Consider the following 26351-nt stretch of genomic DNA (forward strand, 5'->3'; position numbering starts at 1 on the left):
GAATTGAGAACCTTCATTTTTCAAAAGAAGCTCTTAAATCAGGAGGTTATATTATGGTTTTCTACATTCTTGCTTCATTTACTTTATTTTATTTTGCAGTAAAGCAGAATATGTAATCTAAAAAACTCAATATGCCCAACCCAAAACCCCTCTCCCCTTTCTGGCTCTATGTATTTTTAGGTTTAGCTGCATTACTTGGGGTTTTGGCTTTGAATATCTCTTCTTTTCTATTGAAATCGGGGACTGCGACGATTGGGATTTTGATTCTGTTGATTCTATTTATCAGCAAACCCAAGGCTTCGAATAAGAACTGGTTGATTGTGGGGGCATTTGCTTTTTCTATTGCTGGAGATTGGTTTTTATCGAATATGAAAGGGGATTCCGGGATGTTTGTCCAAGGTATTGCCTTGTACTTTCTGGCTCATTTGGGATATCTGATATATGCTTGTATAAATGGAAAAATCAATTGGAAAGTTACCGGAGGCATCTTATTGGCCTTTCTGGCTTTTTACTTTCTGACCTTGGCTCCAGCGATAGATGATTCAGTTTTGAAGGGGGCAGTATTGGTTTACTTGTTGGTTTCCTGTCTATCCATGGGAGCAGCTTTAGGAATGAATGTCGAAGCCTTAGTCAAGTGGCCATATGTCTTTGGGATATTTTTGATTCTCTTTTCGGATACCGTGATTTCCTTCAAGGAGTTTTTAGGCTTTGATGGATTGAATTATACCATCCTGCCAACGTATTATCTGGCGCATGTTTGTGTGGTGTTTTCTTTGATTCAGAGTTGGCAAGGAGATCAAGAGTTGATAGTAGAATCCTGAGCATCGCTTTTTGTAAATTACGTTTTCATTAACTCCTCGGCAATCAGCAAACTACTCAATTCAATATTTCCGGGGCCGAGGGGAATCGCCTTTTCCATCTTTTACCCAGGGTTAAAACCCTAGCCTGCCTACCTCAGGTAGGGCTATTCATGTTCAGTCCCTTCAGGGCAGACTAAAAATGTTGCTGATGGCCCCAAGTCTAGTGGCGCGGTGGGAGGAGCTGGCAGCGGGGGTGCGGTTGGATAGAGTGGGGAAGCTTTGCCAGATCTTGACCTTTTGGTTCTTTTGTGTCAAGACAAAAGAACAGTCAATAATTTCTATAAAATCTGGTTTATGTCAGGAGGCTTGAACCAATTTGAGGCGTTTGAAGTATCCTGAGCAATGCTTTTTTCATCCTTTACCTAGGGTTAAAACCCTAGCCTGCCTACCTCAGGTAGGGCTATTCATGTTCAGCACCTTCAGGGCTGTCAACGCAAATAGGTATTTCAAATCATTTATAAATCATTCCTGCGAAATATCGCAATCTCCATTCTCTAAATCTCTTTTTCTTCTAGAATCTCTGCTCTTGGTTCTCTCCCTCCTTCTGTCTTCGTTCTCCAATCTCCAGTATCATAAACTCTCTATCTTCTTGATTCTTGGCTCTAAAATCTTTGCTCTAATTACACCAATCAACAAACCTTCATTGGATTTCAATAGAATACACCCTAATTTATTGTGCAATTTCCACAAACCTTAAAACCTAGCATAACCTAATGAAGAATCGATTACTAACAGTTGGAATTCTTTCCACTCTACTTTTTGCCTGCTCAGAAAAAGCCCCAGTCCAACTCAGTGATGAGGCTTATGCCCAACTTAGCGATGAGGAAAAAAGAAGCCCTGAACATGCCCTTGACGGGATTTTGGTCAAGGATGAGCGATTGGAACTGGAGCTTTTTGCTTCCGAACCTATGCTCATCAATCCTACCAATATGGATATTGACGATAGAGGCAGAGTGTGGATTACCGAAGCTTTCAACTACCGAACCAACCTCAACCCTAAAAATCCAACGCATGCCGAAGGGGATAGAATTTTGATTTTGGAAGACACTGACGGTGATGGTAAAGCCGACAAATCCAAAGTTTTTTACCAAGGTCCGGATATCAATGCCCCATTGGGGATAGCCGTTTTGGGTGATAAGGTTTATGTCTCCGTTTCGCCGAATGTCTATGTGTTCACGGATGCGGATGGCGATGATGTGCCGGAGAAAAAAGAGATTTTGTTTACGGGGGTTGGGGGTATTCAGCACGATCATGGGATGCATGCGTTTACCTTCGGCCCTGACGGAAAAATCTATTTCAACTATGGAAATGAAGGGAAAGGGCTTCACCTTGCGGATGGCTCTCCGATCATGGATCCGATAGGAAGACCTGTCAACAGCCAAACCCAGCCTTATCGGGAAGGAATGGTTTTTCGGATGAATCCGGATCATTCGGAGTTGGAAATCTTGGGTTGGAACTTTAGAAACAACTACGAATTGGCGGTGGATAGCTACGGTCGCATGTGGCAATCTGACAATGATGACGATGGCAACCGTGGTACTCGGATCAATTATGTGATGGACTTTGGAAACTACGGTTTCAAAGATGAAATAACCGGAGCTGATTGGCGATCCAGAAGGATCAATATGGAGGATTCTATTCCTCTTCGCCATTGGCATTTGAATGACCCAGGGGTTGTTCCTAATTTACTTCAAACCTACGCAGGTTCGCCGACAGGGATTCTGATTTACGAGGGAAAATTGCTTCCTGAAGAATACCAAGGACAGATGATCCATTCGGACGCTGGACCGAATATCGTTCGCTCCTATCCTGTGAGCCAAAATGGGGCTGGCTTTAATGCAAAAATCCTCAATTTATTGGACGGAAACGCACGAGACAATTGGTTTAGACCTTCTGATGTGACAGTTGCTCCTGATGGTTCTCTTTTTGTTTCCGACTGGTATGATCCAGGAGTGGGCGGCCATGCTGTGGGTGATTTGGAAAAAGGCAGAGTTTATCGTCTTTCTCCGAAAAACACCCCTTACAAGGTATCCAAGCCTGATTATTCTTCCGTTTCCTCTTTGATTCAATTGCTTCAAAATCCGAATCGCGCTACCCACTTTAAGGCTTTCATGGCTTTGGTAGCCAAAGGAAAAGAAGCCAAAGACGCATTGGAAACGCTCTATGCAGAAGGTGACCCACGAATGAAGGCCCGAGCTTTTTGGGTCTTGACCAAGCTTCCAAATGGAAATGATTACATCCAGACAGCTTCCGAAGATCCAGATGAAAATATCCGGGTTGCAGCAGTTCGTGCTTATAGAGAAAACCATATGGACAATGTGGAATTCCTTTCCAGAATGGCAGGCGATCCATCCCCTCAGGTTAGAAGAGAGGTTGCTCTGGCGATCCGATACCAATCGCAACAGGCGGTTTGGCAAAAACTGGCAGAAAGCTATGAACCAGGTGACCGATGGTATTTGGAGGCTTTGGGAATCGCTGCCGAAGGATTCTGGGATGAATATCTTCCTGCATATTTGGAAAGCTTTTCACCAAACTGGATGGAAAGCGAAGCAGCTAAGGATGTAGTCTGGAGATCACGCTCTTCCCAAACAGCTGACCTTTTGGGCAAATTGATTTTGGCACAGCCTGGCAGAAACAACTTGCGCTATTACCGGGCTTTGGATTTCCAAGATCCTGCTGCAAAAGACAAAACTTTGAAAGCCCTTTTGGCGAATGCCTCTGAGGAAGATCAGGTGATTATTTTGAGACAAATGGCCTTTAATCCAAAAAGACCTGATTCACAGATTTTGGCTTTGGCCAAGGCAACAGCAAGCAAGATCGAAGATGATCAGGACTTCTTGGAGATTGTGCAGAAATATGAAATCAGCAATCAGTCTGACCGTCTGGAGAAGATGATTTACACCTCTGAAAATGGACAAATCTCCGGATCAGCAGCTCGTATTTTCTTCAATTTGTATGGACCTCTTCCAATCGAAAAAGCCTTTGCAAATGTGGATGAAGATCAGGCAATCTTGGCAATCCGCAAGTTTGGAAGCATAGACAATGAGGCAATGGCCAAATTGCTTTCCAAGATTTATCTGGATGAAAAGCAATCCGAGGCCAAGCGAATAGCCGCTATGGAAGAAGCCAGAGGCTATAACAGCGAGCCTTACCTTTGGTCTTTGGCTCAGGAGGATAAAATCCCTGCTGATCTTTTACCTATCGCTCAGAAAATTCTGATGGGTTCCTGGAATGGAAATATCCGTGAAGAGGCTACTAAGAAATTTGGCAGCTCAAGCGGCAGCGAGTATGATGTTCCTAAGCTTTTGACGATGGATGGAGATATTGCGAATGGAAAAACCATTGCCTCCACCTATTGCTTGGCTTGTCATAAAACCGGAAATGAAGGGATTGATTTTGGTCCGGGACTTTCTGAAATCGGAGACAAACTATCCAAGGAAGGTTTGATCAATGCGATTGCCAATCCTTCGGAAGGAATGGGCTTTGGCTATGAAACTCAATTGGTAAAAATGAAGGATGGTAGCGAGTTTAAATGCATTGTCAATTCCAAAACTGAAAACGATCTAATCGTGAAACTGATCGGAAGCAGCGAACAGAAAATCTACAAATTGGATCAGGTAGAAAGCGTGACCCAACTGGACGAATCTCTGATGCCAAAATTCCCACTCTCCGACCAGGAAATGGTGGACTTGGTGAGCTATTTGGAGACCTTGAGAAAATGAGAATTTGAGATTTGAGACTTGAGATTTGAGATTTGAAATTCAACCCCCCCCCTTTAGGAAATGAGGTTCGGGGGATTAAAAAACAGAAAACGCCACCCAATTCCTAGGTGGCGTTTTCTATGGTCTATCAACCAAAAACTATAGTCTAATTACTTCTTTTCCTCTTCTACTTTTCTTCTTCTTTCTAGAATTTCTCCTTTGGGAACTCGATGAGCACCGAAGGTTCTGTCCTCTCCTCCTCTATCCATGTATTTCTCCACAATGCCCATACTTAGTTCAGTATTGTCTTTGTACTTCACTCGAAGTTCATCCAATCTCTTGTGAAGGTCGGCTCTGATCTCCGCATAAGCTGGATCATCGTATACGTTGTTCAATTCCAAAGGATCATTTTTCCGATCTATCAACTCCCACTGATCTTCTACATAGTAGTAGTGAATCAGTTTGTAATCTTGGGTGATAATCGCATAATGCCTATTCACCATATGCTCAGCTGGATACTCATAATAATGGTAGTAAACTGCATTTCTATCCCAAGCTGCATCATTTCCAGTCAACAGAGGAACCATGCTCTCTCCTTGCATATCTGCCGGAGCTTCGATCCCTGCAGCATCCAAGAAGGTCTGAGCGAAATCGAGATTTTGAACCAATGCATCAGAGGTTGTACCTGGTTTTACTTTCCCTGGCCAAGCAACCAGCAAAGGAGTTTTGAAAGACTCGTCATAAACAAATCGCTTATCATACCACCCATGCTCTCCCAGGTAGAATCCCTGATCCGAGGTATAGACGATGATGGTATTATCCATCATATCATTGGCTTCCAAATAGTCCAACAAACGACCTACATTCTCATCCACTGAAGCGATCGTTCCCAGATAATCCTGCATATAGCGATTGTATTTCCAGCTCATAATCTCTTCTTCACTCATGTTTGGATAGTCCTTTGTGAAAGCTTCATTGATAGGCCCATATGCCTTATCAAAGCTCGCTCTTTGCTCAGGAGTAAAGCGTTTCATCATATTGATCAAGCGACCTTTGTCAGGACCGATCTCTGGTAATCCCAGCTCATCCATGGTCTCAGCTGTCAATTTGTTATCTCCGGACCAACTCATATGTTTGAGGATATTCATCTCGGCCTCTCCCGCTGGAGAAGTTCTTCCAGAATAATCGTCAAATAAGGTTGCTGGCTCTGCGAAAGTCCTATTGGTATATTCCTCCATATGACGCTCCGCCATCAACCAAGCGCGGTGTGGCGCCTTATGCAAATACATCAACATAAACGGCTCTTCCTTATTCCTTTCTTGATCCAACCAATCGATCGTCATGTCGGTGATGATATCCGTCACATAGCCTTCCATCTTGATTTCACCTTCATTTTTGGTGATAAATTCAGGATTGTAATAAGAACCTTGACCAGGCAAAATCTTGAATTGATCAAAGCCTTTGGGATTGTTTCCAAAGTGAAGCTTCCCAAACATGGCAGTCTGGTAACCCGCATCTTGAAAAAGCTGAGGGAAAGTCACATTGGTCGTATCAAATGGAAAAAGGTTATCTACTTTTCCATTCATATGAGAATGCTTCCCCGTCAAAATCGTCGCCCTAGAAGGTGCACAAATGGAATTGGTGACACTTGCTTGGGTAAATAGCATCCCCATCTCAGCAATTCTATCGATATTGGGAGTTTCTATCAAGGTATTATCATATGCCGAAATCGCCTGATAGGCATGATCATCTGACATGATAAAAATGATATTGGGCCTTTCCTGAGCCGATTCTCCAGCTTTTTGCTCGCAGGAAAAGACCGTAACCAGCGCAAATCCTCCCAACAAAAAGGATGAGTATTTATTCATAGTAGCGTTTAAAAATGAATGCATATTATTGATTGGAAAGCTTTCTGCCGTCAAAGATCTTATCTAGCAATTCTTTGTTTTTACCTCCTGCATAGGAATTGTTTTCCTGCAAATAGTCCAGATACTCGTTTAGGTATTTTTGGGAAATCTCAGAGTTGTCTCCATACTTTTCTCTCAATCCATCCAGCTTCTGATGCAACTCTGCCCGAATTTCCGCATAAGCAGGATCGTCATAGACATTTTTCAACTCCATCGGATCATTGATTCTGTCGATCAATTCCCACTCGTCAGCGTCAAAATAATAATGCACCAACTTGTATTCTTTGGTCACAATCGCATAGTGGCGTTTTACCATATGCACGGAAGGATATTCGTAATAATGATAATAAACCGCATCTCTGGTCCATTTGTCTGTCTCACCAGTCAAAAGTGGAAGCAAGCTTTCACCCTGCATATCACTTGGAGCGTCAATCCCGGCAGCTGCCAAGAATGTCTGGGCGAAATCCAGATTTTGAACCATCTCATCTGTTTTGGAACCCGGAGCAACTTTGCCCGGCCAAGCCACCAACAAAGGAGTTTTGAAAGACTCATCGTAGATAAATCTCTTGTCAAACCATCCATGTTCTCCCAGATAAAAACCCTGATCTGAAGTGTATACGATGATGGTATTATCCATCAAATCATTGGCTTCCAGGTAATCCAAAACACGTCCCACATTCTCATCTACGGCTTTAATGGTACCCAGATAATCCTGCATATAGCGTTGATATCTCCACTTCATCTTATCTTCTTCGGTCATGTTTGGATAAGCCTTCTTAAACTCCTCAATCATCTTATTGTAAGATTCATCCCAAACCGCTCTTTGCTCCGGGTTCATTCGACCCACTTCCCCTTCGAAGGCAGCTTTATCCCAACCTGAGGTAGGCTCAATTCCCAATTCATCCATCACTGAAGGTGGAATCTTGGAATCTCCTCCCCAGTGCATATCCTTCAGCAAATTCATCTCAGCCTCATGTGCTGCGCGACCTCTTCCTGAGTAATCATCAAACAAAGTTGGAGGCTCAGGGAAAGTTCTTTGGGTAAACTCAGCCACATGTCTTCCTGCTGGAAGCCATTCTCTATGAGGAGCTTTATGCAGGTAGAAAAGCAAGAAAGGATCTTCCTTCTTTCTTTCATTTTCCAGCCAATTCAAAGTCATATCCGTGATGATGTCAGTCACATAACCTTCCACCTGAATATTTCCATCGTCTTTGGTAATGAAATCCGGGTTGTAATATTTTCCTTGACCGGGAAGGATTTTAAATTGATCAAAACCTTTTGGATTATTTCCAAAGTGAAGCTTTCCAAACATGGCAGTCTGATAGCCCGCATCTTGGAACAATTGAGGAAAAGTCACATTCGTCGTATCAAAAGGAAAATGGTTGTCAACTTTCCCATTGATGTGAGAGTGCTTTCCAGTCAAAATAGTCGCTCTAGAAGGCGCACAAATGGAGTTGGTTACAGATGCATTGGTAAAAAGCATCCCCAATTCTGCGATTCGATCAATATTGGGAGTTTCTATCAGTTTGTTACTATATGCAGAAATCGCCTGATACGCATGATCATCAGACATGATAAAAACAATATTGGGTCTGGAATTCTCTTTTTCTTCCACCTTTTCCTGGCAAGAAAATAGCCCTGCTAATATCACAGAGGCAACAAACAGGATAGATTTGTTCATAGGGTTTCGGGTTGATTTATTTGGACCATCGCAAATTGAAAGCGATAAAGTATTTGTACCTTCAGTTGCTCTGGTTGAAATGAATAAGCAAAGTAAAAAAATTCTCTCGCTTTATTTAGTCCAAAAGCCCTACAATTGATAGATTTGAAAATATTAAAAGATCCCTTCTTCGATCTTTACGAAGCCCTGAATAAAATACCCTTTAAATGAAATACCGGATCCTCTTTCTTTTTTTAGTTCTTTTCTCAACAAACAGCATTGCTCAGGAAAAAAAGCCCAATGTCCTTTTCATCATTTCAGATGATCTGACAACTACCGCATTGGGTGCCTATGGCAATGAATTGGCCCACACACCTAACATCGACAAACTAGCCAGCGAAGGGGTCGTTTTCAACAGAGCCTATACTCAATATCCAGTTTGTGGTCCGTCCAGAGCTTCATTTATGTTTGGCTATTATCCAAGTGCCACAGAAACCTATGGCTATGTCAGTGGACGAGAAAATGTAGGTCCTGAGAAAGTATCCATGTCCCAGCATTTCAAAAACAATGGCTATTACACCGCGCGAGTAAGCAAAATTTATCACATGGGAGTACCTGGGGATATCGAAAAAGGATCGGATGGAAAAGATGACCCGGCTTCTTGGACAGAGAAATTCAACTCCCAAGGTCCAGAGTGGACTGCAGCCGGCAAAGCTGAATTAGTCCAAAATAATCCCGATGGAAGCATAGAAAGAAAAGGCGGAAATGTCATGACCATTGTGGAAGCTGATGGAGATGATTTGGTCCATTCTGATGGAAAAACAGCAAAAAAAGCAGTTGAATTGATTAAGGCCCATAAGGACGAACCTTTTTTCTTAGCTGTCGGATTGGTAAGACCACACGTGCCTTTTGTAGCACCTGCCAATTACTTTAGCCCTTTCCCATGGGAAGGAATCGTCCCTCCTCCAGTAGTGAAGGATGATTGGAGTGATATTCCAGAGAAAGGGATCAACTATGTGACTACCGTAAATGGGGAGATGAATTATGTACATAAGCAAAAGGCGATTGCTGCCTATTATGCTTCTGTCTCTTATATGGATGCTCAGGTTGGCAAGATCCTTCAAACTCTTCATGAGGAGGGGTTGGAAGACAATACAATTATTGTCTTTACTTCCGACCATGGATTTCATTTGGGAGAACATGATTTCTGGATGAAAGTGAGTTTGCATGAGGAATCCGTTCAGGTTCCTTTGATCGTCAAAGCTCCGGGTTTGGCTCCAGTGAGAAGCAATTCTTTTGCGGAGCTTCTGGATCTTTACCCTACCCTTGCGGAAATGGCAGGGCTTCCTGAGCAAAGTAGCTTGCAGGGGAAAAGCTTGGTTCCTGTATTTGAAAACCCAGACCATGAAGTAAGAGATTATGCTTTTTCTGTCACTCAAGGCGGAAATACCTTTTTGATCCGAACAGACAGATGGGCTTATATCCAATACAATGAAGATGGATCTGCTGGATCAGAACTTTTCGACATGGAGCAAGATCCCAAGCAATACACCAATCTGGTTGATAATCCTCATTTCAAACCAGTTGTGGATGAGATGAAGGGGATTTTGAAGGCCAAACTTGAAGAGGTAAGGCAAAATGACTTGGGTAGAACCTACAATTGATTTTAGTATAGATTACAAAAAGCCTGAAATGATTCAACGCTTAATTCTTGTGGCATTTTTCCTAGCATCAGGTTATGCCAAAGCTCAATTCCAAGTCAAATCCCTACCTATTCAAGCAGAGGTTGTTCAAGAAAATGAAAGCTCCTTTTTAGATGGGCCATCTATTTTGAAACTGAAGGATTATTTCGTTTGGGGAGGATCTGTAGTCAAAGGAAAAGATGGGAAATATCACATGATCTTTGCTCTTTGGGAGAGTGGTCCAGATACTGATAAATTCACGAATTCTTGGGTTTTGGAAGGAAAAATAGGTTATGCCGTTTCCAATTTTCCGGATCGAGAATTTGAGTTTAAAAAGGTTATTCTCAAGGGAACAAGATATGATGGAGATAGTAGCTCATGGGATGCTCAGATGGTTCACAATCCTCATCTCAAGGAATTCAATGGGAAATATTATCTCTATTATATCGGAGGAAAAGACCATGGGCAAGCAGCTGCTCCTGATTTGGACAAAAGGTCCCGTGTCCAACAATCCCAACAAATCGGGGGCTTTGAATTTGACTCATTTGAAGATCTTATAGCCGGCAATTTTCAAAGAATTAAAGAGCCACTTTTATCTCCAAGAACAAGGGTGAAATCTACTGATGTACTTTTCCCTTCTCCAGAAGGAACCGAAGCTAAACCAGACAACTTGATCGTTGTCAATCCTTCTGTGACCTATAACCCTCATACCAAAGAGTACATGCTTTTCTTTAAAGGGAACATCTACGAGCCCTATTGGAAAGGAGTACATGGTGTGGCGACAGGACCTACTCCCTTAGGACCATTTACTCCAAGAGATGAAACAATTTTCGATGTAAAAATGTCTGATGGTAGCATGGCAAGCACAGAAGATCCATACGTTTGGTATTCCAGCAAATACGATAGCTTTTTTGCGATAGTTAAGGATTTCACAGGCGCTGTGGCAGGTGGTGAAAAGAAAGCTTTGGCACTTTTAAATTCCAAAGACGGCATCAATTGGAAGCCAGCTAAAGTTCCTCTTTTTCTAAAAAGAGAAGTTCAACTGAAAAATGGTCAAATTCTAAATATGGATCGGATGGAAAGACCTCAACTTTTATTGTCAAAAGATGGAATCCCTCAGGTTCTGTATTCAGCAGGTGCAATCGAAAATGTAAACCCAAAAAATGATGGGAGCTCATTCAATATGCAGATCCCTCTCAAAGTAGAAGAAGACCACTAATTATTAAGTAATCATTCAACGTAGAATTAAGAAATTCAATTACTTAGTTGAAGCAACCCTTCTTGCCTTTCGAGACCAAATTTTGAGAGGAGGCTATAATTCAACTTTCAATCCCCGCATTATATTTGTATATACACGGTTTGAAAAATACCAATACACTCTAGATAATGACTAAATCACCTGGGATTAAAACGAAAGAAAAGATACGTGAAGAGGCAATCAAACAATTTAATGAGTTTGGAATCCAAAATATTACAAGCAGACATATAGCATTGGGAATTGGGATCAGCTACGGTAATCTCAACTATCACTACAAAACAAAAGAGGAATTGATTTTGGCCATTTATCAAGAAATGAGATCCGAAATGAATTCTTCCTATGTCGAGAATACCTCTGGAGATAGTTCATTGGAGCATTATCATCGCCTATTGATCTTTTTGGAGGAGTTTCAATATCGGTTCAAATTCATCAGTTTGGATATTTTGGAGATTTCTAGATGTTACCCATCAGTCAATGAAAATATCCAATCGACATTAGAAGATAGAAAAAAGACTTCCTTGGCGATTTTGAGCAAATTGATTGAGGAAGGTTTCTTAAATCCAATGGACATGGAGGATCTGGCAAGAGTGGAACATGCCATCCGAATGATAGTTTCATTTTGGTTATCCCAAAGAGAGGTATTGACCACCTATAATTACAGAAACAAGGGAGATATGATTAAGTCAATCTACACGATTTTGAAGCCAATGATGACTACAGCCGGAAAAGAAGAGTTGGCACGAGTGATTGCCCTCCATCCTTATCAAGAATCTTGATTTTGCAAAGAAATTAATACAGTTTAGATAAAATAGGGCGAAAGCTCTATTTTATTCAGCCGAAACTCTTAGGGTTTTATATATTGGGCTTTCAATTGAACCCCAATTCCAATGAAACCCATTTTATCCTCCCCTTTTTCTAGATTAATTTTTAGTCTCTTTTTTACCTTCTTAAGCTTCCAAAGTCAGGCTTTTCAATCCATCACATTTTCTGAGGAAGATCTAGACCAAAAAATTTGGTATAACAAGCCTGCGAAGGCTTGGACAGAAGCCATTCCTATCGGTAATGGATATATGGGGGGAATGGTCTTTGGAGGGATCGAACAAGAAAGAATTCAACTAAATGAGGGAACTCTCTATTCCGGGGATCCTGATTATACTTTTAAAAATATTTCAGTTCGAAAAACTTACCCAGAAGTAAAGGCACTTCTGGATGAAGGAAAATTTAAAGAAGCTCAGGAATTCATTCAAAAAAACTGGCTAGGTAGAGCTCAGGAATGCTTCCAGCCTATGGGTGACATCTGGATGGATTTTGATCATCAAGGAGAAGTTAAAGACTATCAAAGAAGTCTTGACTTGGAAAACTCTACGGTGAAAGTCACATATCAAATAGATGGTGTGACTTATACACGAGAATATTTCGCATCTTATCCTGATCACCTAATTGCAGTAAAAATTTCAGCTGATCAACCTGGCAAAATCAACCTAAACCTACATCTCTCCACTCCTCACGAGCCTACAGAGAAGGTTTTTGAAGATAAAACCCAATTAGTTCTTCAAGGAAAAGCGCCGGGAATCGCTTTAAGAAGAAGCTTTGATCAGGTGATCTCAGCTGGTGATCAATACAAATACCCAGAATTATTTGAGAAGGATGGTTCCCTAAAACCAGACGCACAAAATGTTCTTTATGATGAAGATATTTTTGGTTTGGGAATGGCTTTCGATACACGGGTAATGACTCGAAATCAAGGCGGTAATGTAGAATTTAATGAGACGTCAATTTCAGTCTCAGACGCGGATGAGATTGTTTTCTTGATTACCTCTGCCACTAGTTACAATGGATTTGATAAATCTCCAGCTTTTGAAGGTGTTGATGAAGCTGCCAAATCGCAGGAGATTTTGGAAAGTATTCAATCCAAAAGCTACGAGGATCTTTATCAATCTCATGTTGAAGATTACCAGAATCTATTTAATAGAGTTCAGTTTTCATTGGACAAAAAGACCAAGCAATCTGACCTTCCAACAGACCAGCGTCTTTTATATTTTGAAAATGGCAAAGATCCTTCTTTGGTAAGTCTTTATTTCCAATTTGGGCGATACCTGATGATTTCGGGGTCTAGACCGGGTGGTCAGCCTTTGAACCTTCAGGGAATCTGGAATGCGGAAGTGATCCCACCTTGGGCAAGTGCCTATACCATGAATATCAATTTGGAGATGAATTATTGGCCTGCGGAGTTGACCAATCTTTCAGAATGCCATGAACCCTTATTTCAAGCGATCAAAGAATTGGCAGTGAATGGTGAAAAAACTGCCCAAAATATGTTTGGTAGTCCTGGTTGGACTGGAAACCATAACATGTCGATCTGGAGACAGGCAGAACCAGTGGATTTATGCGCTTGTTCATTTTGGCCCATGGTATCAGGCTGGCTAATGAGTCATATGTGGGAAAGGTATCTTTTCTCTGGAGATGAAGACTTCTTAAAACACGAGATCTTCCCACTTTTAGAGGGATCCGTTCAGTTTTACAATGACTGGATGATTCAAAATAAGGATGGCTACTGGGTGACTCCAGTCGGACATAGCCCGGAAAATCAATTTCTATATGGCGACAATCTTGCCTCCACTCAAAGCCCCGGACCTACCATGGATATGGCCTTGATTCGGGAGTCATTTACCAGATTTTTGGAAGTATCAGAGCTTTTGGGAGTCCAAAATAGTTTCACCACTGAAATCAAGGAAAAGCTTCCTTTGCTTCTCCCCTTTCAAATTGGAAAATATGGGCAGCTGCAGGAATGGCAATTCGATTTTGAAGAGAAAGAACCTGCACATAGACATATCTCGCATCTGTATGCCTTTCATCCAAGCAATCAAATTACCAATACTTTCAATCCAGAATTGGTAAAAGCAGTGGAAACAACCATGGTTCGTAGAGGTGATGAGGCTACCGGCTGGTCTATGGGATGGAAAGTCAATGTTTGGGCTCGGCTTAAAAATGGAGATAAAGCATTAACTCTTTTAACCAACCTACTTAGACTAGTTGAGTCCGAAGGGCCACAAAAAAGCGGAAGCTATACCAATTTATTCGATGCCCATCCTCCATTTCAAATAGATGGAAACTTTGGAGCAACAGCCGGGATTGCAGAAATGCTGATCCAAAGCCATGATGGTGCAATTGAAATATTACCAGCACTACCTACTGATTGGGGATTTGGAAAAATCTCTGGCTTGAAAGCTAGAGGAGGTTTTGAGGTAAGCTTGAAATGGAAATCCAATGAGATTAAACAAGGGTCTATCCTGTCTAAAAATGGTGGAGTATTACCTATCCGATCCAAAACTCCTTTAATATTTGAAGATGGAATCCAATTCATGGAATCAGGAACAAACAACCTTTTGCTTCCAATCAACCCAGGAAACTCTATCAACAACTCAGACAAAGAGCTTATAAATCAAAACATTGACGGTTACTTTGAGTACAAAATCCTAACTAACAAAGGTCAGCTGATCAATTTTAAAAAAGATTAAGTTAAAGGAATTTAAACCACCTAAGGATTTCAAAATAAAACAACAAACCAATGCATTAATTGAAGAAAATTTAAAAAAAGGAGATCCAATTGTGTAAATTTTTAATTTTTATTAGTGCAGCAGACCTATTTTATATATATTTAAGCCACCTTTTTAACTAGGAAACTATCTCATAGTTAAACGTAGAGTGATTGGTTATGAAAATTATCAAAGAAGGGGGTTCTTAACCCCCTTTTTTATTTTATCGCCAGTGTGTCGATTCTCAAAACGTTAAACGATGAAAACCATAACCTAAAACCCAGAATTGGGAATCATTTTAAATAGAGCTATTTTGACACATTAAATAAAACCAGAAAACGTTTGATACTATTTTTCGAGGATCAAATAACAACAAAATACCACCCAAACCTTACAAATGACCGAAATCAAAAAAATCAAAACCAAAGACAGAATCCTGATCGAAGCCATCAAACTTTACAATGAAATGGGAGTACAAAATGTCACCAGTAGGCATATTGCTAGCGAGATGGGAATCAGTCATGGAAATTTAGATTACCACTACAAAACCAAAGAAGACATCATCCAGGCAATTTATAAGAAAATGCGAAAGGAAATGTCCGACTCCTACGGGGGAAGAAAAGTTGGAACCAGCTCTTTGGAACACTTCCATATCTTATTGCTTCACCTCGAAGATTTTCAACATAAATACAGATTCTTCAACTTGGATGTCCTAGAAGTATCAAGGACCTTCCCAACCATATTTGAAACCATTCAAGAAACCTTTGTCAAAAGAAGACAAACAACCGTCGAGTTATTCAAGGAGTTTGTCACAGATGGCTATTTGGTCCCAATGGAGAATGCAGCAATCGAAAGATTGGAGCACACGATCCGTATGATCATCACTTTCTGGCTTTCCCAAAGGGAGGTTATGGCGACTTATAAATTCACCGAGAAAGGAGAAATGATCAATTCCATCTATTCAACCATCGAACCTTACCTAACTGAAGAGGGAAAAAAAGAACAAAAAAGAGCTTGTGAGCTATATGGCTTAAAGCTTTCAGACCAATAAAGTATACCTATCAATCAAATGAATCTCTTAATTCAATCTTTATTTATAGCATTGAACCTTCTCCTGACAGACACAAAACCTGTTGAGAAGAAAAAACCTAATGTACTGTTCCTTTTTGCAGATGACCAGCGATCTGATGCGATAGGAATTTATGGCAATCCATATATCCAAACCCCTACCATTGATCAGCTAGCAAGAGAGGGAAGCCGCTTCAACAATGCCTACGTAATGGGTGGCAATCATGGAGCAATCTGTATGGCAAGTCGTGCGATGCTTTTCAGCGGAAAAAACCTTTACAAAGTATTCGATAAACTGACTGGTCAACATACTATGACTATGCAATTTGCCGAGGCGGGTTATAGAACATTTGGAACAGGAAAATGGCATAATGAAAAGGAAATGTTTGAGGCTAGTTTCCAAGAAGCCAACAATGTTTACCTAGGTGGAATGGCCAATCACTACGACCTTCCTTTAAGAGATTATGGTCCTGACGGAAAACTGGGAGAACCTACCCGTAAAGGATATTCTACCGAGCAATTTGCTCAAGCAGCCATAAATTTTATTAAAGATCATGGAGCAAGAAAAACGGATCAGCCATTCTTTGCATATGTTGCTTTTACCGTTCCTCATGACCCCTATTCCCCAGAAGCGAATTATATCAACCATTACCCAGATGGTTCACTTCCTCTTCCTGGCAACTACCTACCTTATCACCCATTTCAGTTTGATCATTTGACTGTGAGGGATGAAAATCTAACTGGATGGCCACGCAGACCAGAAATAATCCAGATGATCCTTTCTGATTATTATGCGTTGATCACTCATTTGGATGGTCAAATCGCAAAGATTTTGAATACGCTTAAGGAAACTGGGCAGTATGACAATACGATCATCGTTTACGCTGCAGACAATGGCTTAGCTGTAGGAAGTCATGGGCTATTGGGTAAGCAAAGTTTGTATGAGCACAGCTCCAAAGTTCCAATGATCATCAAAGGCCCTGGAGTTCCTCAAGACCAAGAATTGGACGCTTTCGCTTATATCCATGACCTCTACCCTACTTTAGCAGATTTGGCTGGTTTGCCAAAACCTCAGGATGTAGATGGTCAGAGTTTAGTACCTGTAATCCAAGGAGAAATTGATGGTGTGAGAGATGCACTTTTCACTTCTTATAGAAATACAGTGAGAGCTGTACGAAACAAAAGATACAAGTTGATCCGCTATCCAGAAAGAGATTATACTCAACTATTTGACTTGAAAATGGATCCTTTGGAAATCCATAATCTGGCCGAACTTCCTGAATATCAAGACAAGAAATCAGAGATGTTCCAGTTGATGGAAAAATGGCAAAAAAGCTTCAAGGATACAGTGGCTCTAACTGCGGATGTCATCAAACCGATGGCTTACGACCCTGACACTTTGAAAAGAAAACCAGATGGCTGGCAGCCGGAATATACTTTGAAGAGATATTTCGAAAACCAATAAATTAAGGAGCAGGCTTCTTCAATCGATTCATTTGATTATTTTGGGAAATAAATTATCCCAAAATACCCTAGAATCGTGAAGAAGCCTGTTTTATTTTGTCTTTTCCTATTTTCAAGTTTTTTACTTTTTGCACAAGAAACAATAGTTTTTGAAGCAGGTCAGGAAGGCCATGCCATCTATAGGATCCCCGCTATTATCAGTTTACCTACAGGAGACCTTTTGGCATTTGCAGAAGGCAGAGTCAATGGTTCCGACGATTTTGGAGATGTCAATCTGGTGATGAAACGTAGTCTGGACGGCGGTTTTACTTGGTCTCCTTTGCAAACATTAGTTGACTACGACAAGCTACAAGCTGGCAACCCTGCCCCGGTAGTGGACCTTTTCGATCCTCAGCACCCCAATGGTGTTGTATACCTATTTTACAATACGGGAAATAACCATGAATACGATGTCAGAATGAACAAAGGAGTTCGTGAGGTTTGGATGATCAAGTCATTTGATTTGGGTCGAACTTGGGAAAAGCCAGAAAATATTACCCCGCAGGTCCACAAACCAAATAATCCTGATTTCAATCCTGACTATACAAATCCAGAAGATTGGAGACACTATGCCAATACTCCAGGCCATGCCTTTCAATTTAAAAACGGACCGTATCAAGGAAGAATTTTCGTAGCTGCAAATCATTCCAAAGGTGATCCCCAGGAGCATTTCTCAGAATATCAGGCTCATGGATTTTTCACAGATGACCATGGAAAAACGTTTGGTCTTTCTGAATCCATCGAGATCCCTGGATCCAATGAATCCATTGCTGCAGAACTGAGCAATGGAAATATGATCATGAGTATCAGAAACCAAAAAGGAGATCGCAGAAGTAGAATTTTGGCTTTTTCATCGGACGGAGGGGAAACTTGGGATGAAACTTACTTCGAAGATGAACTCCCGGATCCTGTCTGTCAGGCATCCATTCTGGACATTGGAGTAGAAAAAGGGAAAACAATTCTAGCCCATTCCAATGCTGCAGATACCGAGGAGAGGAATTTCTTGACTGTGAAAATTTCCTATGATGAAGGGAAAACCTGGGATCATATTTTGCCGGTGGACTATACCGGAGACTCTAAAAAACTGCCTTGGACTGCCTACTCGGATTTGGTAAAACTAGACGAAAACCATCTAGGGATTCTATACGAAAGAGATAATTACCACCAGATAGTTTTCAAAATATTGGAATGGAAATAAAAGTAGAGAAGCTTGCTCTTTTTGGAAATTGAAGCCTGTAAAGCCAAGTTATTCTTACACTTTTTACTTACTGTCAATGATTTATCCTAAAATATCCCTACTTTTTTAGATAAGTTGAAAGATCATATTTGAATTAAGAGACCTTCTAATTCAACTTTCAACCAAGCGTTTTTTAATAAATCAATCTTAAACCCAATTTCCAAAATTCATGAGAAATCACTCAATTGGATTAGTATTCCTATTCGTTTCTATTGCTTTTTTTTCCTGTGAAACCAAAGAGGAACAAAAATTCGAAACCCAAGAAGCAGCTCCAATAAATCCTCTTGAAGCTTATGTCCAAAGTCCAGATTCGACCTACAGGTTCGAGGTAGTTCATACCGCTGACCAGGGTGACTTTGACTATGTAGTGCTGAAAATGTACTCTCAGAATTGGTTGACTCCTGACTTGGTGGACGAAACAGAATGGTGGCATTGGGTTTCCATGGTAATCCCCAAAAACACACCTTACCACACCGCCATGATGTGGATCGGAGGAGGAAGTAAAAACTCTAAAATGCCAGAAAAACCAGACAAATTGATTTTGGCAGCAGCCTCCCAAACCAATTCGGTGGTGGCTCAGATTCACAATGTTCCATTTCAGCCTTTAGTTTTTGCTGGAGATGATTTTGGGGAAAGATATGAAGACGCGATCATTTCTTACGGATGGAGAAAATTCCTTGAAGGCGGAGCCAAAGACGAAGACGCGATTTGGCTAGCAAGATTCCCTATGACAAAGGCTGTTAAACTAGCAATGGATGCAGTAACAGAAGTTGCCAAAACCAACAACAATATTGATATCGAAAACTTCTTTGTTGCTGGCGCTTCCAAAAGAGGCTGGACCACTTGGACCACTGCAGCAACTGATGATAGAGTCATCGCCATGGCCCCTGTGGTGATTGATATGCTGAATTTGGAGCCGTCATTCCTTCATCATTGGAAGAATTATGGATTCTGGGCTCCAGCCGTAGATGATTATGTGCGCGAAGGAGTCATGGAATGGATGGGCACTACAGAGTTTGATCGATTGCTGGAATTGACAGAACCTTATTCCTTTATCGATAGCCTTCAGATCCCTAAGTTATTGATCAATGCAGCTGGCGATCAATTCTTTCAGCCTGATAGCTGGGAGTTTTATTGGAATGATTTGAAAGGTGAAAAACATGTTCAATATGTCCCGAATTTCGGTCATGACTTAAGTGACTCAGACGCACTTCCCAATTTGATTTCTTTTTATTCATCCATTCTTACCAACAGCCCAAGACCAACCTATGATTGGAAGGTTACTGATGACCAGATCATAGTTCACACCGATCCTGCTTCCCCTCCTATTTCTGTGAAAGTTTGGTCTGCATTGAATCCACTTTCCAGAGATTTCAGAATAGATGAATTCGGTCCAAACTGGGTTTTCGAAGAAATATCCATGCCTGCAAATGGTGAACTGAAAGTCAATATTTCTGAGCCAGAAGAAGGCTATAGAGCCTATTTTGTAGAATTGACCTTTGCTGGAGAAACACCATTAAAAGTAACCTCAGGTATTGAAGTACTTCCGAGAACTTATCCATTTGAAGAATTTGAGCCTAGCCGATTGGCTGCTAGTGAAAAATAATCAGTCTATGAAAAACCTATTGAACCTAGCACTTGTAATTTTCACCTTTCTTCCGATTTCAGCCATGTCACAAAACAATGCAAATTATGATGAGTCCAAGGTCCCTCCTTTGGTTTTGCCTGATTTGTTTGTCAGTGAATCGGGACAAATAATTGAATCTGTTGAAGATTGGGAAGCCATTCGTAGACCTGAGATTTTCCAACTTTTCCAACAAGAAGTCTATGGAGAAATCCCGAAGGATTTTGACAAAATCTCTTTTCAATTAGCCCAAGAAAGCACAAACCCCTACCCTGAATTAGCTAATCTGGAAGAAGTTGATATCACGGTGGAAAGATATGGAAACTCCCTCACGATGAGACTTAATCTTTTCATTCCAAAAGAAGGAAAGGCTCCTTTTCCTGTCATTCTATTAATCAATCATCGACCAAAATATCCTGATGGTAGCTTGTCAGAAGAAGAATATTGGCCGGTGGATGAATTGCTTAAAAGAGGCTATGCCACTGCATCTTTTCATGCTGAGACAGTCGCTCCCGACAATGCAGAAACCTTCCAAAACGGAATCATTTCAACTCTTTACCCAGAGCAAATGGAAAAACCAGATGGTCTCAAAGCATTGGGAGCCTGGGGATGGGGAGCGATGAGAGCTATGGATTATTTTGTTCAGCATCCTGAAATTGATGCCAGCAAATCTGCTTTGGTCGGTCATTCTCGATCCGGGAAATCCGCTCTTTGGACTTCAGCCAATGATCCTAGGTGGGCCATCACTTATTCCAATGAATCAGGTTGTGGTGGAGCAGCTCTTTCCAAAAGAAAATACGGTGAAACGGTCCAGGTGATCAATACTGCATTTCCACATTGGTTTGATGAAAATTTCAAAAAATACAATGGCGCTGAAGAAACACTTCCCCTAGACCAGCATATGCTTTTAAGCCTCATTGCACCTAGAGCGCTATATGTCGCCAGTGCTAAGGGAGATCAATGGGCTGACCCAAAAGGCGAATACCTTTCCCTTCAGATCGGCAGCAGGGTTCAAACTGACATCTACCAAAAAGACTCTGGCTTTGAGACTGATTTTGAATCAATTATCGAACCTATCCATCTGGAAAATGCCGGTTATCACATTCGTGAAGGGAAGCATAGTCTGAAATGGGAAGATTGGGGTATATTTTTAGAGTTTGCTGCCAAAATCTTCCAATAAAACCATTCAGGTAACAACCGGACGGAAAAATTAATTAATCCTCCTTTTTTGGTAGCTTAAGACCTTGTTTAGAATATTTTATCTCTAATTGAACATGCAATTATTCACTTACCTTGTTGGTATACCAACTCTTTTGTGGGCTATGATTTTTCCAGAAAAGCCTACTCCAAAAATCCTCACCTCAGAATTCATTTACGAAACAGCTCCATTTCCTTCCTGCCATGCCTCGACCTTGATTGAGACTGAAGATGGGATTTTAGCTTCTTGGTTCGGAGGAACATACGAAAGACATCCAGATGTGAACATCTATACAGCTTTAAAGAAAGGTGGTTCTTGGTCCACTCCTGCGGAAGTTGCTGATGGAATCGAAAATGAAGATTTCAGAAACCCTACTTGGAACCCAGTTTTATACCAATTGGAAGACGGGAAAGTGATCTTATTTTATAAGGAAGGGCCTAATCCTAGAGAATGGTGGGGATTGTATAAAACTTCCAATGATGGAGGAAAAACCTGGTCCAAGGCAGTTCAAATCATGCCTGGCTTTATGGGACCTATCAAGAATAAAACTGTTGGATTGAGCAATGGAATGCTGCTTCACCCAAGTAGTTTTGAAATCAACGGGCTCTGGACTTCTCATGTAGAAATTTCTGATCCGGCTTTGAAAAACTGGACAAAAAAAGAAATCCATGGCCCATTCAATGCGATTCAGCCTACTGTTCTTTTCCACCCAAACAATCACCTTCAAGTACTAACCCGAACCAAAGAAGGAGTAATCGCAACAGCTTGGTCTCCTGACAATGGTGAGACCTGGAGTCAGCTGGAATCCACAGGGATCGTCCACAACAATTCCGGAATTGACGCAGTCACTTTGGATAGCGGATATCATCTTTTATTGTGTAATCCTATTCCTAAAGGAAGACAAAAATTGAGCTTAATGGGCTCTAGTGATGGAATCACCTGGGAGGAGCTTTTGGTTTTGGAAGATGAAAAAGAAGGAGAATTCAGTTATCCGGCGATCATTCAGGCAAAAGACGGGACGGTTCATTTGACCTATACCTGGAACCGTGAAAAGATCAAATACGCGCACCTCAGCCTATAATTTCAATGAGCAACAAATTCTCTTTTAGGGGGATAATTCCTCCTTTGGTCACTCCTCTCCTTCCTGATTTCACGCTGGATGTTTTTTCCCTTGAAAAAATCCTCAACCACATCATTGAAGGTGGAGTCCATGGCGTTTTTATTCTAGGAACTACTGGTGAATCCCCTTCCCTTTCTCAGAAAATAAAAATTCAATTGATTCGGGAAACCTGCCGAATAGTGGATGACAGAATTCCTGTTTTGGTTGGGATCACAGACTGTGCTTTGGGTGACAGTTTGGAGTTGGCAGAAATGGCCACCAATTATGGAGCAAATGCTGTCGTGGCTGCCCCTCCATTCTACATGAACATTTCCCAAACAGATCTTGAATTGTATTTCAGGGATCTGGCCAACCGCTGTGAGTTGCCATTGATGCTGTATACCATTCCCTCTCATGCCAAAACTCCGATTTCTATTGAAACGGCGAAAAGTCTTTCCAAGCATCCAAATATCGTGGGATTGAAAGATAGCACGGGGAACATGGACTATATGAATTCGCTTTCCGAAGTATTTGCAGACCATCCTGACTTTGGACTTTTAATTGGACCTGAGGAAAGATTGCTCGACTCCATGAAAGTAGGATTCCAAGGTGGCGTCAGTGGTGGAGCCAATGTTTATCCACAGATCTATGTCAAATGCTTTGAATACTTTGAGGATGGTGATTTGGATAAAGCACAAGAATTCCAAAACATGATTTTGGAGCTCAGCGCTGAACTTTACAGTCATGTGGACCATCCAAGTTCTTACTTAAAAGGTCTGAAGGAATGCATGAAACTCTCCCACCTCTCAGGCGGAATTTTATCTCCTCCGCAAAGGCCATTTTCGGATGATGAAAAACTGACTTTCCATAAGAAGTTCGATAAAATAAAAGCCAAAATTCAAAAACTACTAGAGGAATGATGGAACAACTCCCCTTAGTAGATTTAATTGTTTTTTTGGTCTATATGCTCTGTATTATAGGTTTTGGAGTTTCGTTTTCCTTTAGAAATAGAAGTGCCCAAGATTTCACAACAGGTGGTGGAAAACTCCCTTCCTGGGCAATTGGGATGTCCATTTTTGCCACTTTCGTCAGTAGCATCAGCTTTTTAGCACTTCCTGGAAATGCTTATTTATCCAATTGGAATGGCTTTGTTTTCAGTCTATCTATTCCTTTTGCAGCGTGGATTGCTGTCAAATATTTTGTTCCCCATTACAGAAGGATTCAAAGCGATTCTGCTTATTTCTATTTGGAAGAAAGATTTGGCCCATGGGCTAGAATCTACGCATCACTCTGCTACCTCTTGACTCAATTGGCAAGAATGGGGGCAATCATGTATCTATTGGCTTTGCCAATGCATTTACTTTTTGGATGGAGTATTCCATGGGTGATCGTAATGGCTGGATTGAGCGTGGTGATTTACTCCATGATGGGAGGAATCGAGGCTGTAATCTGGACAGATGCCATTCAGGGCATCATTTTGATTGCGGGAGCAATTCTTTGTGTCTTGCTGATTTTTATAGACATCCCTGGAGGAAGCACTACCGTTTTCGAGATAGCCAGAGAAAATGACAAATTCAGTTTGGGGAGTTTTGACTTTGATTTTACAGCCTCCACATTTTGGATGATTATGGTTTATGGACTTTTCATCAACCTCCAAAACTTTGGAATTGATCAAAGTTATGTTCAGCGCTATATCTCGGCTAAAAATGACAGAGATGCCAAGCGGTCCACTTGGATGGGAAGTTTACTTTACGTGCCAGTTTCAGCAATTTTCTTTTTCATTGGTACAGCTTTGTATTCCTTCTATCAGTCTCAACCAGGATTGCTTCCAGATAGCATAGCTGCAGATAGTGTATTTCCCTACTTTATTGTCAAAGAATTACCTGTCGGCCTTACAGGACTCTTGATCGCATCGATATTTGCAGCGGGCATGAGTACGCTTTCTACCAGTATCAATAGCTCTGCGACCGTGATCCTTTCAGATCATTATAAGAAATACATTAAACCAAATGCTCCTGCCGAAAAAGACATGAAAGTCTTGAGGACTTCTTCATTTCTCATGGGAATAATTGCCATCGTGGTTGGTTTGGCATTTAATGGAGTCGATAGTGCTTTGGATGCCTGGTGGGCATTGGCTTCGATTTTCAGTGGAGGAATGCTGGGATTATTCTTACTGGGAATGATAGTTCCAAATTGCAAAAGCAATAATGCAGTAGTAGCTGTGCTCGTTGGAATAGTAGTGATAGCATGGGCTAGTTTATCGGGAATCTGGGTGACTTGGGGTTTTCCAGAGGGACTATCCAATCCCCTTCACACCAATATGACGATTGTATTAGGCACATGTAGCATTTTCTTAACAGGATTTTTATTGTCATTAATCATGAAATCTAAATCTTAAGGGAAAAATTGACCATTTAAATAGTAAAATTTCGGATTCAGGTTTTGATACCCTAACTTCAAAATCCTAGTTTTTAAACACTAATAACCTCAAATAACAATTCAATGAAAGACTCTGAAAAACCAAATTCTGGACAGTCCAGAAGGGAGTTCATAAAAAATGCGGCCTTGGCTTCTTCATTTTTTATTGTACCAAGGAATGTTTTAGGCGGAGTAGGATATACTGCACCTTCTGATCAACTTTTATTGGCAGCTATCGGTGCCGGTGGAAAAGGCGCCAGTGATATCGAACTTGCCTCTGTAGGTGGAAGAGAGCGCGTCGTTGCACTTTGTGACGTTGATTTCTCTGGAACTGCCAAAAGATCAGTAGAAAACTTCCCAGATGCTAAGCTTTATGCTGATTACAGAATCATGTTGGAAGAAATGCCTGAAATCGATGCATTGACCATTTCTACTCCAGATCACGTACATGGTCCTGCTGCCAAATTCGCCATGGACAGAGGCAAGCACGTTTACGTTCAGAAGCCAATGACCCACAACATCAGAGAGGCAAGATTGCTTACTCAGTTGGCTAGAGATAAAAAAGTGGTGACTCAAATGGGTAACCAAGGTGGATCCAACCCACTATTGAAATTGGTTCAAAAATGGATCGATGAGGATAAAATCGGAGCTGTTTCCAAAGTTCAAATCTGGACCAACAGACCTGTATGGCCTCAAGGAGGCCCTTTCCCTCAGCCAGAACCAAGCAAAAAGCCAGATGCTTTGGATTGGGATCTATGGTTAGGCCCATCTCCTGAAATCCCTTATACTCCAAACTTGCATCCATTCAGCTGGAGAGGCTGGTGGAACTATGGAACTGGCGCATTGGGTGACGTGGGATGTCACTTGATCGATATTCCATTCAGAACTTTGGGACTTCACTACCCAACAGATGCAGAATGCTCTGTAGGTTCTGTTTATAGTGGTATGTGGACTGCGGATTACCACCCTGATGGATGCCCTGCTTCTTCATTCATTACACTTCACTTTGGAGCTACTCCAAAAAGTAAGTCCCCAATCGAGATGACTTGGATGGATGGCGGTATCAAGCCTGCTCACCCAGAAATCATCCCTGCTGACGATGATATCGGAGGTACTGGCTCTGCAAACGGTGTTTTGATAATTGGTGAAAAAGGAATTATCTCTACCAATATCAATGACTCATCTCCTTTGATGCCAAAACTTTATTTGAATGATGGAACCGTAGAAATGGGCCCTCAATCTGAAGAAGGTTTTGAAAGAGAATATGGTCACCAAAGATTATGGGTAGATGCTTGTAAGGCAGGATTTGGAAGTACTGAGCACAAAGGCTTGACTTCTTCTTTCGACTACGCTGGACCAATGACTGAAACTGTATTGATGGGTAACCTTGCGATCAGAAGCTTCTTGTTGAGAAGAGAAAATGAAAAAGGTCAAATGGAATTCTTCGGTAGAAAGAAATTGCTTTGGGATGGTGAAAACATGAGAATCACCAACTTGGAAGAAGCAAATCAATTCGTTGGAAGAACTTATAGAAAAGGATTTGAGGTTTAATTAAATCTCAATCCAAACAAAAAGCCGGATCTTGTTAGAATCCGGCTTT

At 41.2% G+C, this 26351-nt stretch carries 17 protein-coding genes; 15 read left to right on the top strand and 2 right to left on the bottom strand.

The window, feature by feature from the left end:
* Positions 1-131 precede the first annotated feature (131 nt).
* A complete protein-coding gene (locus BUF13_RS12545; protein ID WP_073572143.1) occupies positions 132-821 on the top strand; it encodes a lysoplasmalogenase in 690 nt (229 codons plus the stop codon).
* Between the two features lie 752 nt (positions 822-1573).
* Positions 1574-4582: a PVC-type heme-binding CxxCH protein gene (locus BUF13_RS12550; protein WP_073572144.1), complete on the top strand. Its 3009-nt coding sequence runs from the start codon at positions 1574-1576 to the stop codon at positions 4580-4582.
* A gap of 149 nt (positions 4583-4731) precedes the next feature.
* Here the strand turns inward: BUF13_RS12550 and BUF13_RS12555 are convergent, their stop codons facing one another.
* Both BUF13_RS12555 and BUF13_RS12560 read right to left on the bottom strand, forming a co-directional pair.
* Positions 4732-6429 carry a sulfatase family protein gene (locus tag BUF13_RS12555; RefSeq protein WP_073572462.1) on the bottom strand — a complete coding sequence of 566 codons (1698 nt, stop codon included), beginning with the start codon at positions 6427-6429 and terminating at the stop codon, positions 4732-4734.
* A gap of 25 nt (positions 6430-6454) precedes the next feature.
* Positions 6455-8149, bottom strand: a complete 1695-nt coding sequence (locus tag BUF13_RS12560) for a sulfatase family protein (RefSeq protein ID WP_073572145.1) — start codon at positions 8147-8149, stop codon at positions 6455-6457.
* 206 nt (positions 8150-8355) lie between these two features.
* On the opposite strand from BUF13_RS12560, the gene BUF13_RS12565 reads away from it, so the two are divergent.
* The 13 genes from BUF13_RS12565 to BUF13_RS12625 all read left to right on the top strand — a co-directional run bounded on the left by BUF13_RS12565 (position 8356) and on the right by BUF13_RS12625 (position 26302).
* Positions 8356-9792 (top strand): sulfatase, encoded by a 1437-nt coding sequence (locus tag BUF13_RS12565; RefSeq protein WP_073572146.1) that lies wholly within the window; start codon positions 8356-8358, stop codon positions 9790-9792.
* Positions 9793-9820: 28 nt separating this feature from the next.
* A complete protein-coding gene (locus BUF13_RS12570; protein ID WP_073572463.1) occupies positions 9821-11029 on the top strand; it encodes a glycoside hydrolase family protein in 1209 nt (402 codons plus the stop codon).
* Between the two features lie 167 nt (positions 11030-11196).
* The gene (locus BUF13_RS12575; protein ID WP_073572147.1) at positions 11197-11844 is read left to right on the top strand and encodes a TetR/AcrR family transcriptional regulator; all 648 of its coding nucleotides are present in this window, start codon (positions 11197-11199) and stop codon (positions 11842-11844) included.
* A 111-nt stretch (positions 11845-11955) separates the two neighbouring features.
* Positions 11956-14586 carry a glycoside hydrolase family 95 protein gene (locus BUF13_RS12580; protein WP_083586446.1) on the top strand — a complete coding sequence of 877 codons (2631 nt, stop codon included), beginning with the start codon at positions 11956-11958 and terminating at the stop codon, positions 14584-14586.
* 415 nt (positions 14587-15001) lie between these two features.
* Positions 15002-15655 (top strand): TetR/AcrR family transcriptional regulator, encoded by a 654-nt coding sequence (locus tag BUF13_RS12585; protein ID WP_073572148.1) that lies wholly within the window; start codon positions 15002-15004, stop codon positions 15653-15655.
* Positions 15656-15673: 18 nt separating this feature from the next.
* Positions 15674-17137, top strand: coding sequence for a sulfatase family protein (locus BUF13_RS12590; protein ID WP_073572149.1), 1464 nt, complete (start codon positions 15674-15676; stop codon positions 17135-17137).
* Between the two features lie 75 nt (positions 17138-17212).
* Positions 17213-18373, top strand: a complete 1161-nt coding sequence (locus tag BUF13_RS12595; protein WP_073572150.1) for a sialidase family protein — start codon at positions 17213-17215, stop codon at positions 18371-18373.
* Positions 18374-18581: 208 nt separating this feature from the next.
* The gene (locus BUF13_RS12600; RefSeq protein ID WP_073572151.1) at positions 18582-20018 is read left to right on the top strand and encodes a PhoPQ-activated pathogenicity-related family protein; all 1437 of its coding nucleotides are present in this window, start codon (positions 18582-18584) and stop codon (positions 20016-20018) included.
* Positions 20019-20025: 7 nt separating this feature from the next.
* A complete protein-coding gene (locus BUF13_RS12605; protein WP_073572465.1) occupies positions 20026-21216 on the top strand; it encodes a dienelactone hydrolase family protein in 1191 nt (396 codons plus the stop codon).
* A gap of 142 nt (positions 21217-21358) precedes the next feature.
* On the top strand, positions 21359-22315 hold the full coding sequence (locus tag BUF13_RS12610; protein WP_243839740.1) for a sialidase family protein: 957 nt from the start codon (positions 21359-21361) through the stop codon (positions 22313-22315).
* 5 nt (positions 22316-22320) lie between these two features.
* Positions 22321-23253 carry a dihydrodipicolinate synthase family protein gene (locus BUF13_RS12615; protein WP_073572153.1) on the top strand — a complete coding sequence of 311 codons (933 nt, stop codon included), beginning with the start codon at positions 22321-22323 and terminating at the stop codon, positions 23251-23253.
* Positions 23250-24731 (top strand): sodium:solute symporter family protein, encoded by a 1482-nt coding sequence (locus BUF13_RS12620; RefSeq protein WP_243839741.1) that lies wholly within the window; start codon positions 23250-23252, stop codon positions 24729-24731. Before BUF13_RS12615 ends, BUF13_RS12620 begins: the two co-directional genes overlap by 4 nt.
* Before the next feature lie 104 nt (positions 24732-24835).
* Entirely contained in the window at positions 24836-26302 is a 1467-nt protein-coding gene (locus tag BUF13_RS12625; protein ID WP_073572154.1) for a Gfo/Idh/MocA family protein, read from the top strand.
* Positions 26303-26351 lie beyond the last annotated feature (49 nt).

Source organism: Algoriphagus zhangzhouensis (assembly GCF_900148515.1).
GTDB lineage: Bacteria > Bacteroidota > Bacteroidia > Cytophagales > Cyclobacteriaceae > Algoriphagus > Algoriphagus zhangzhouensis.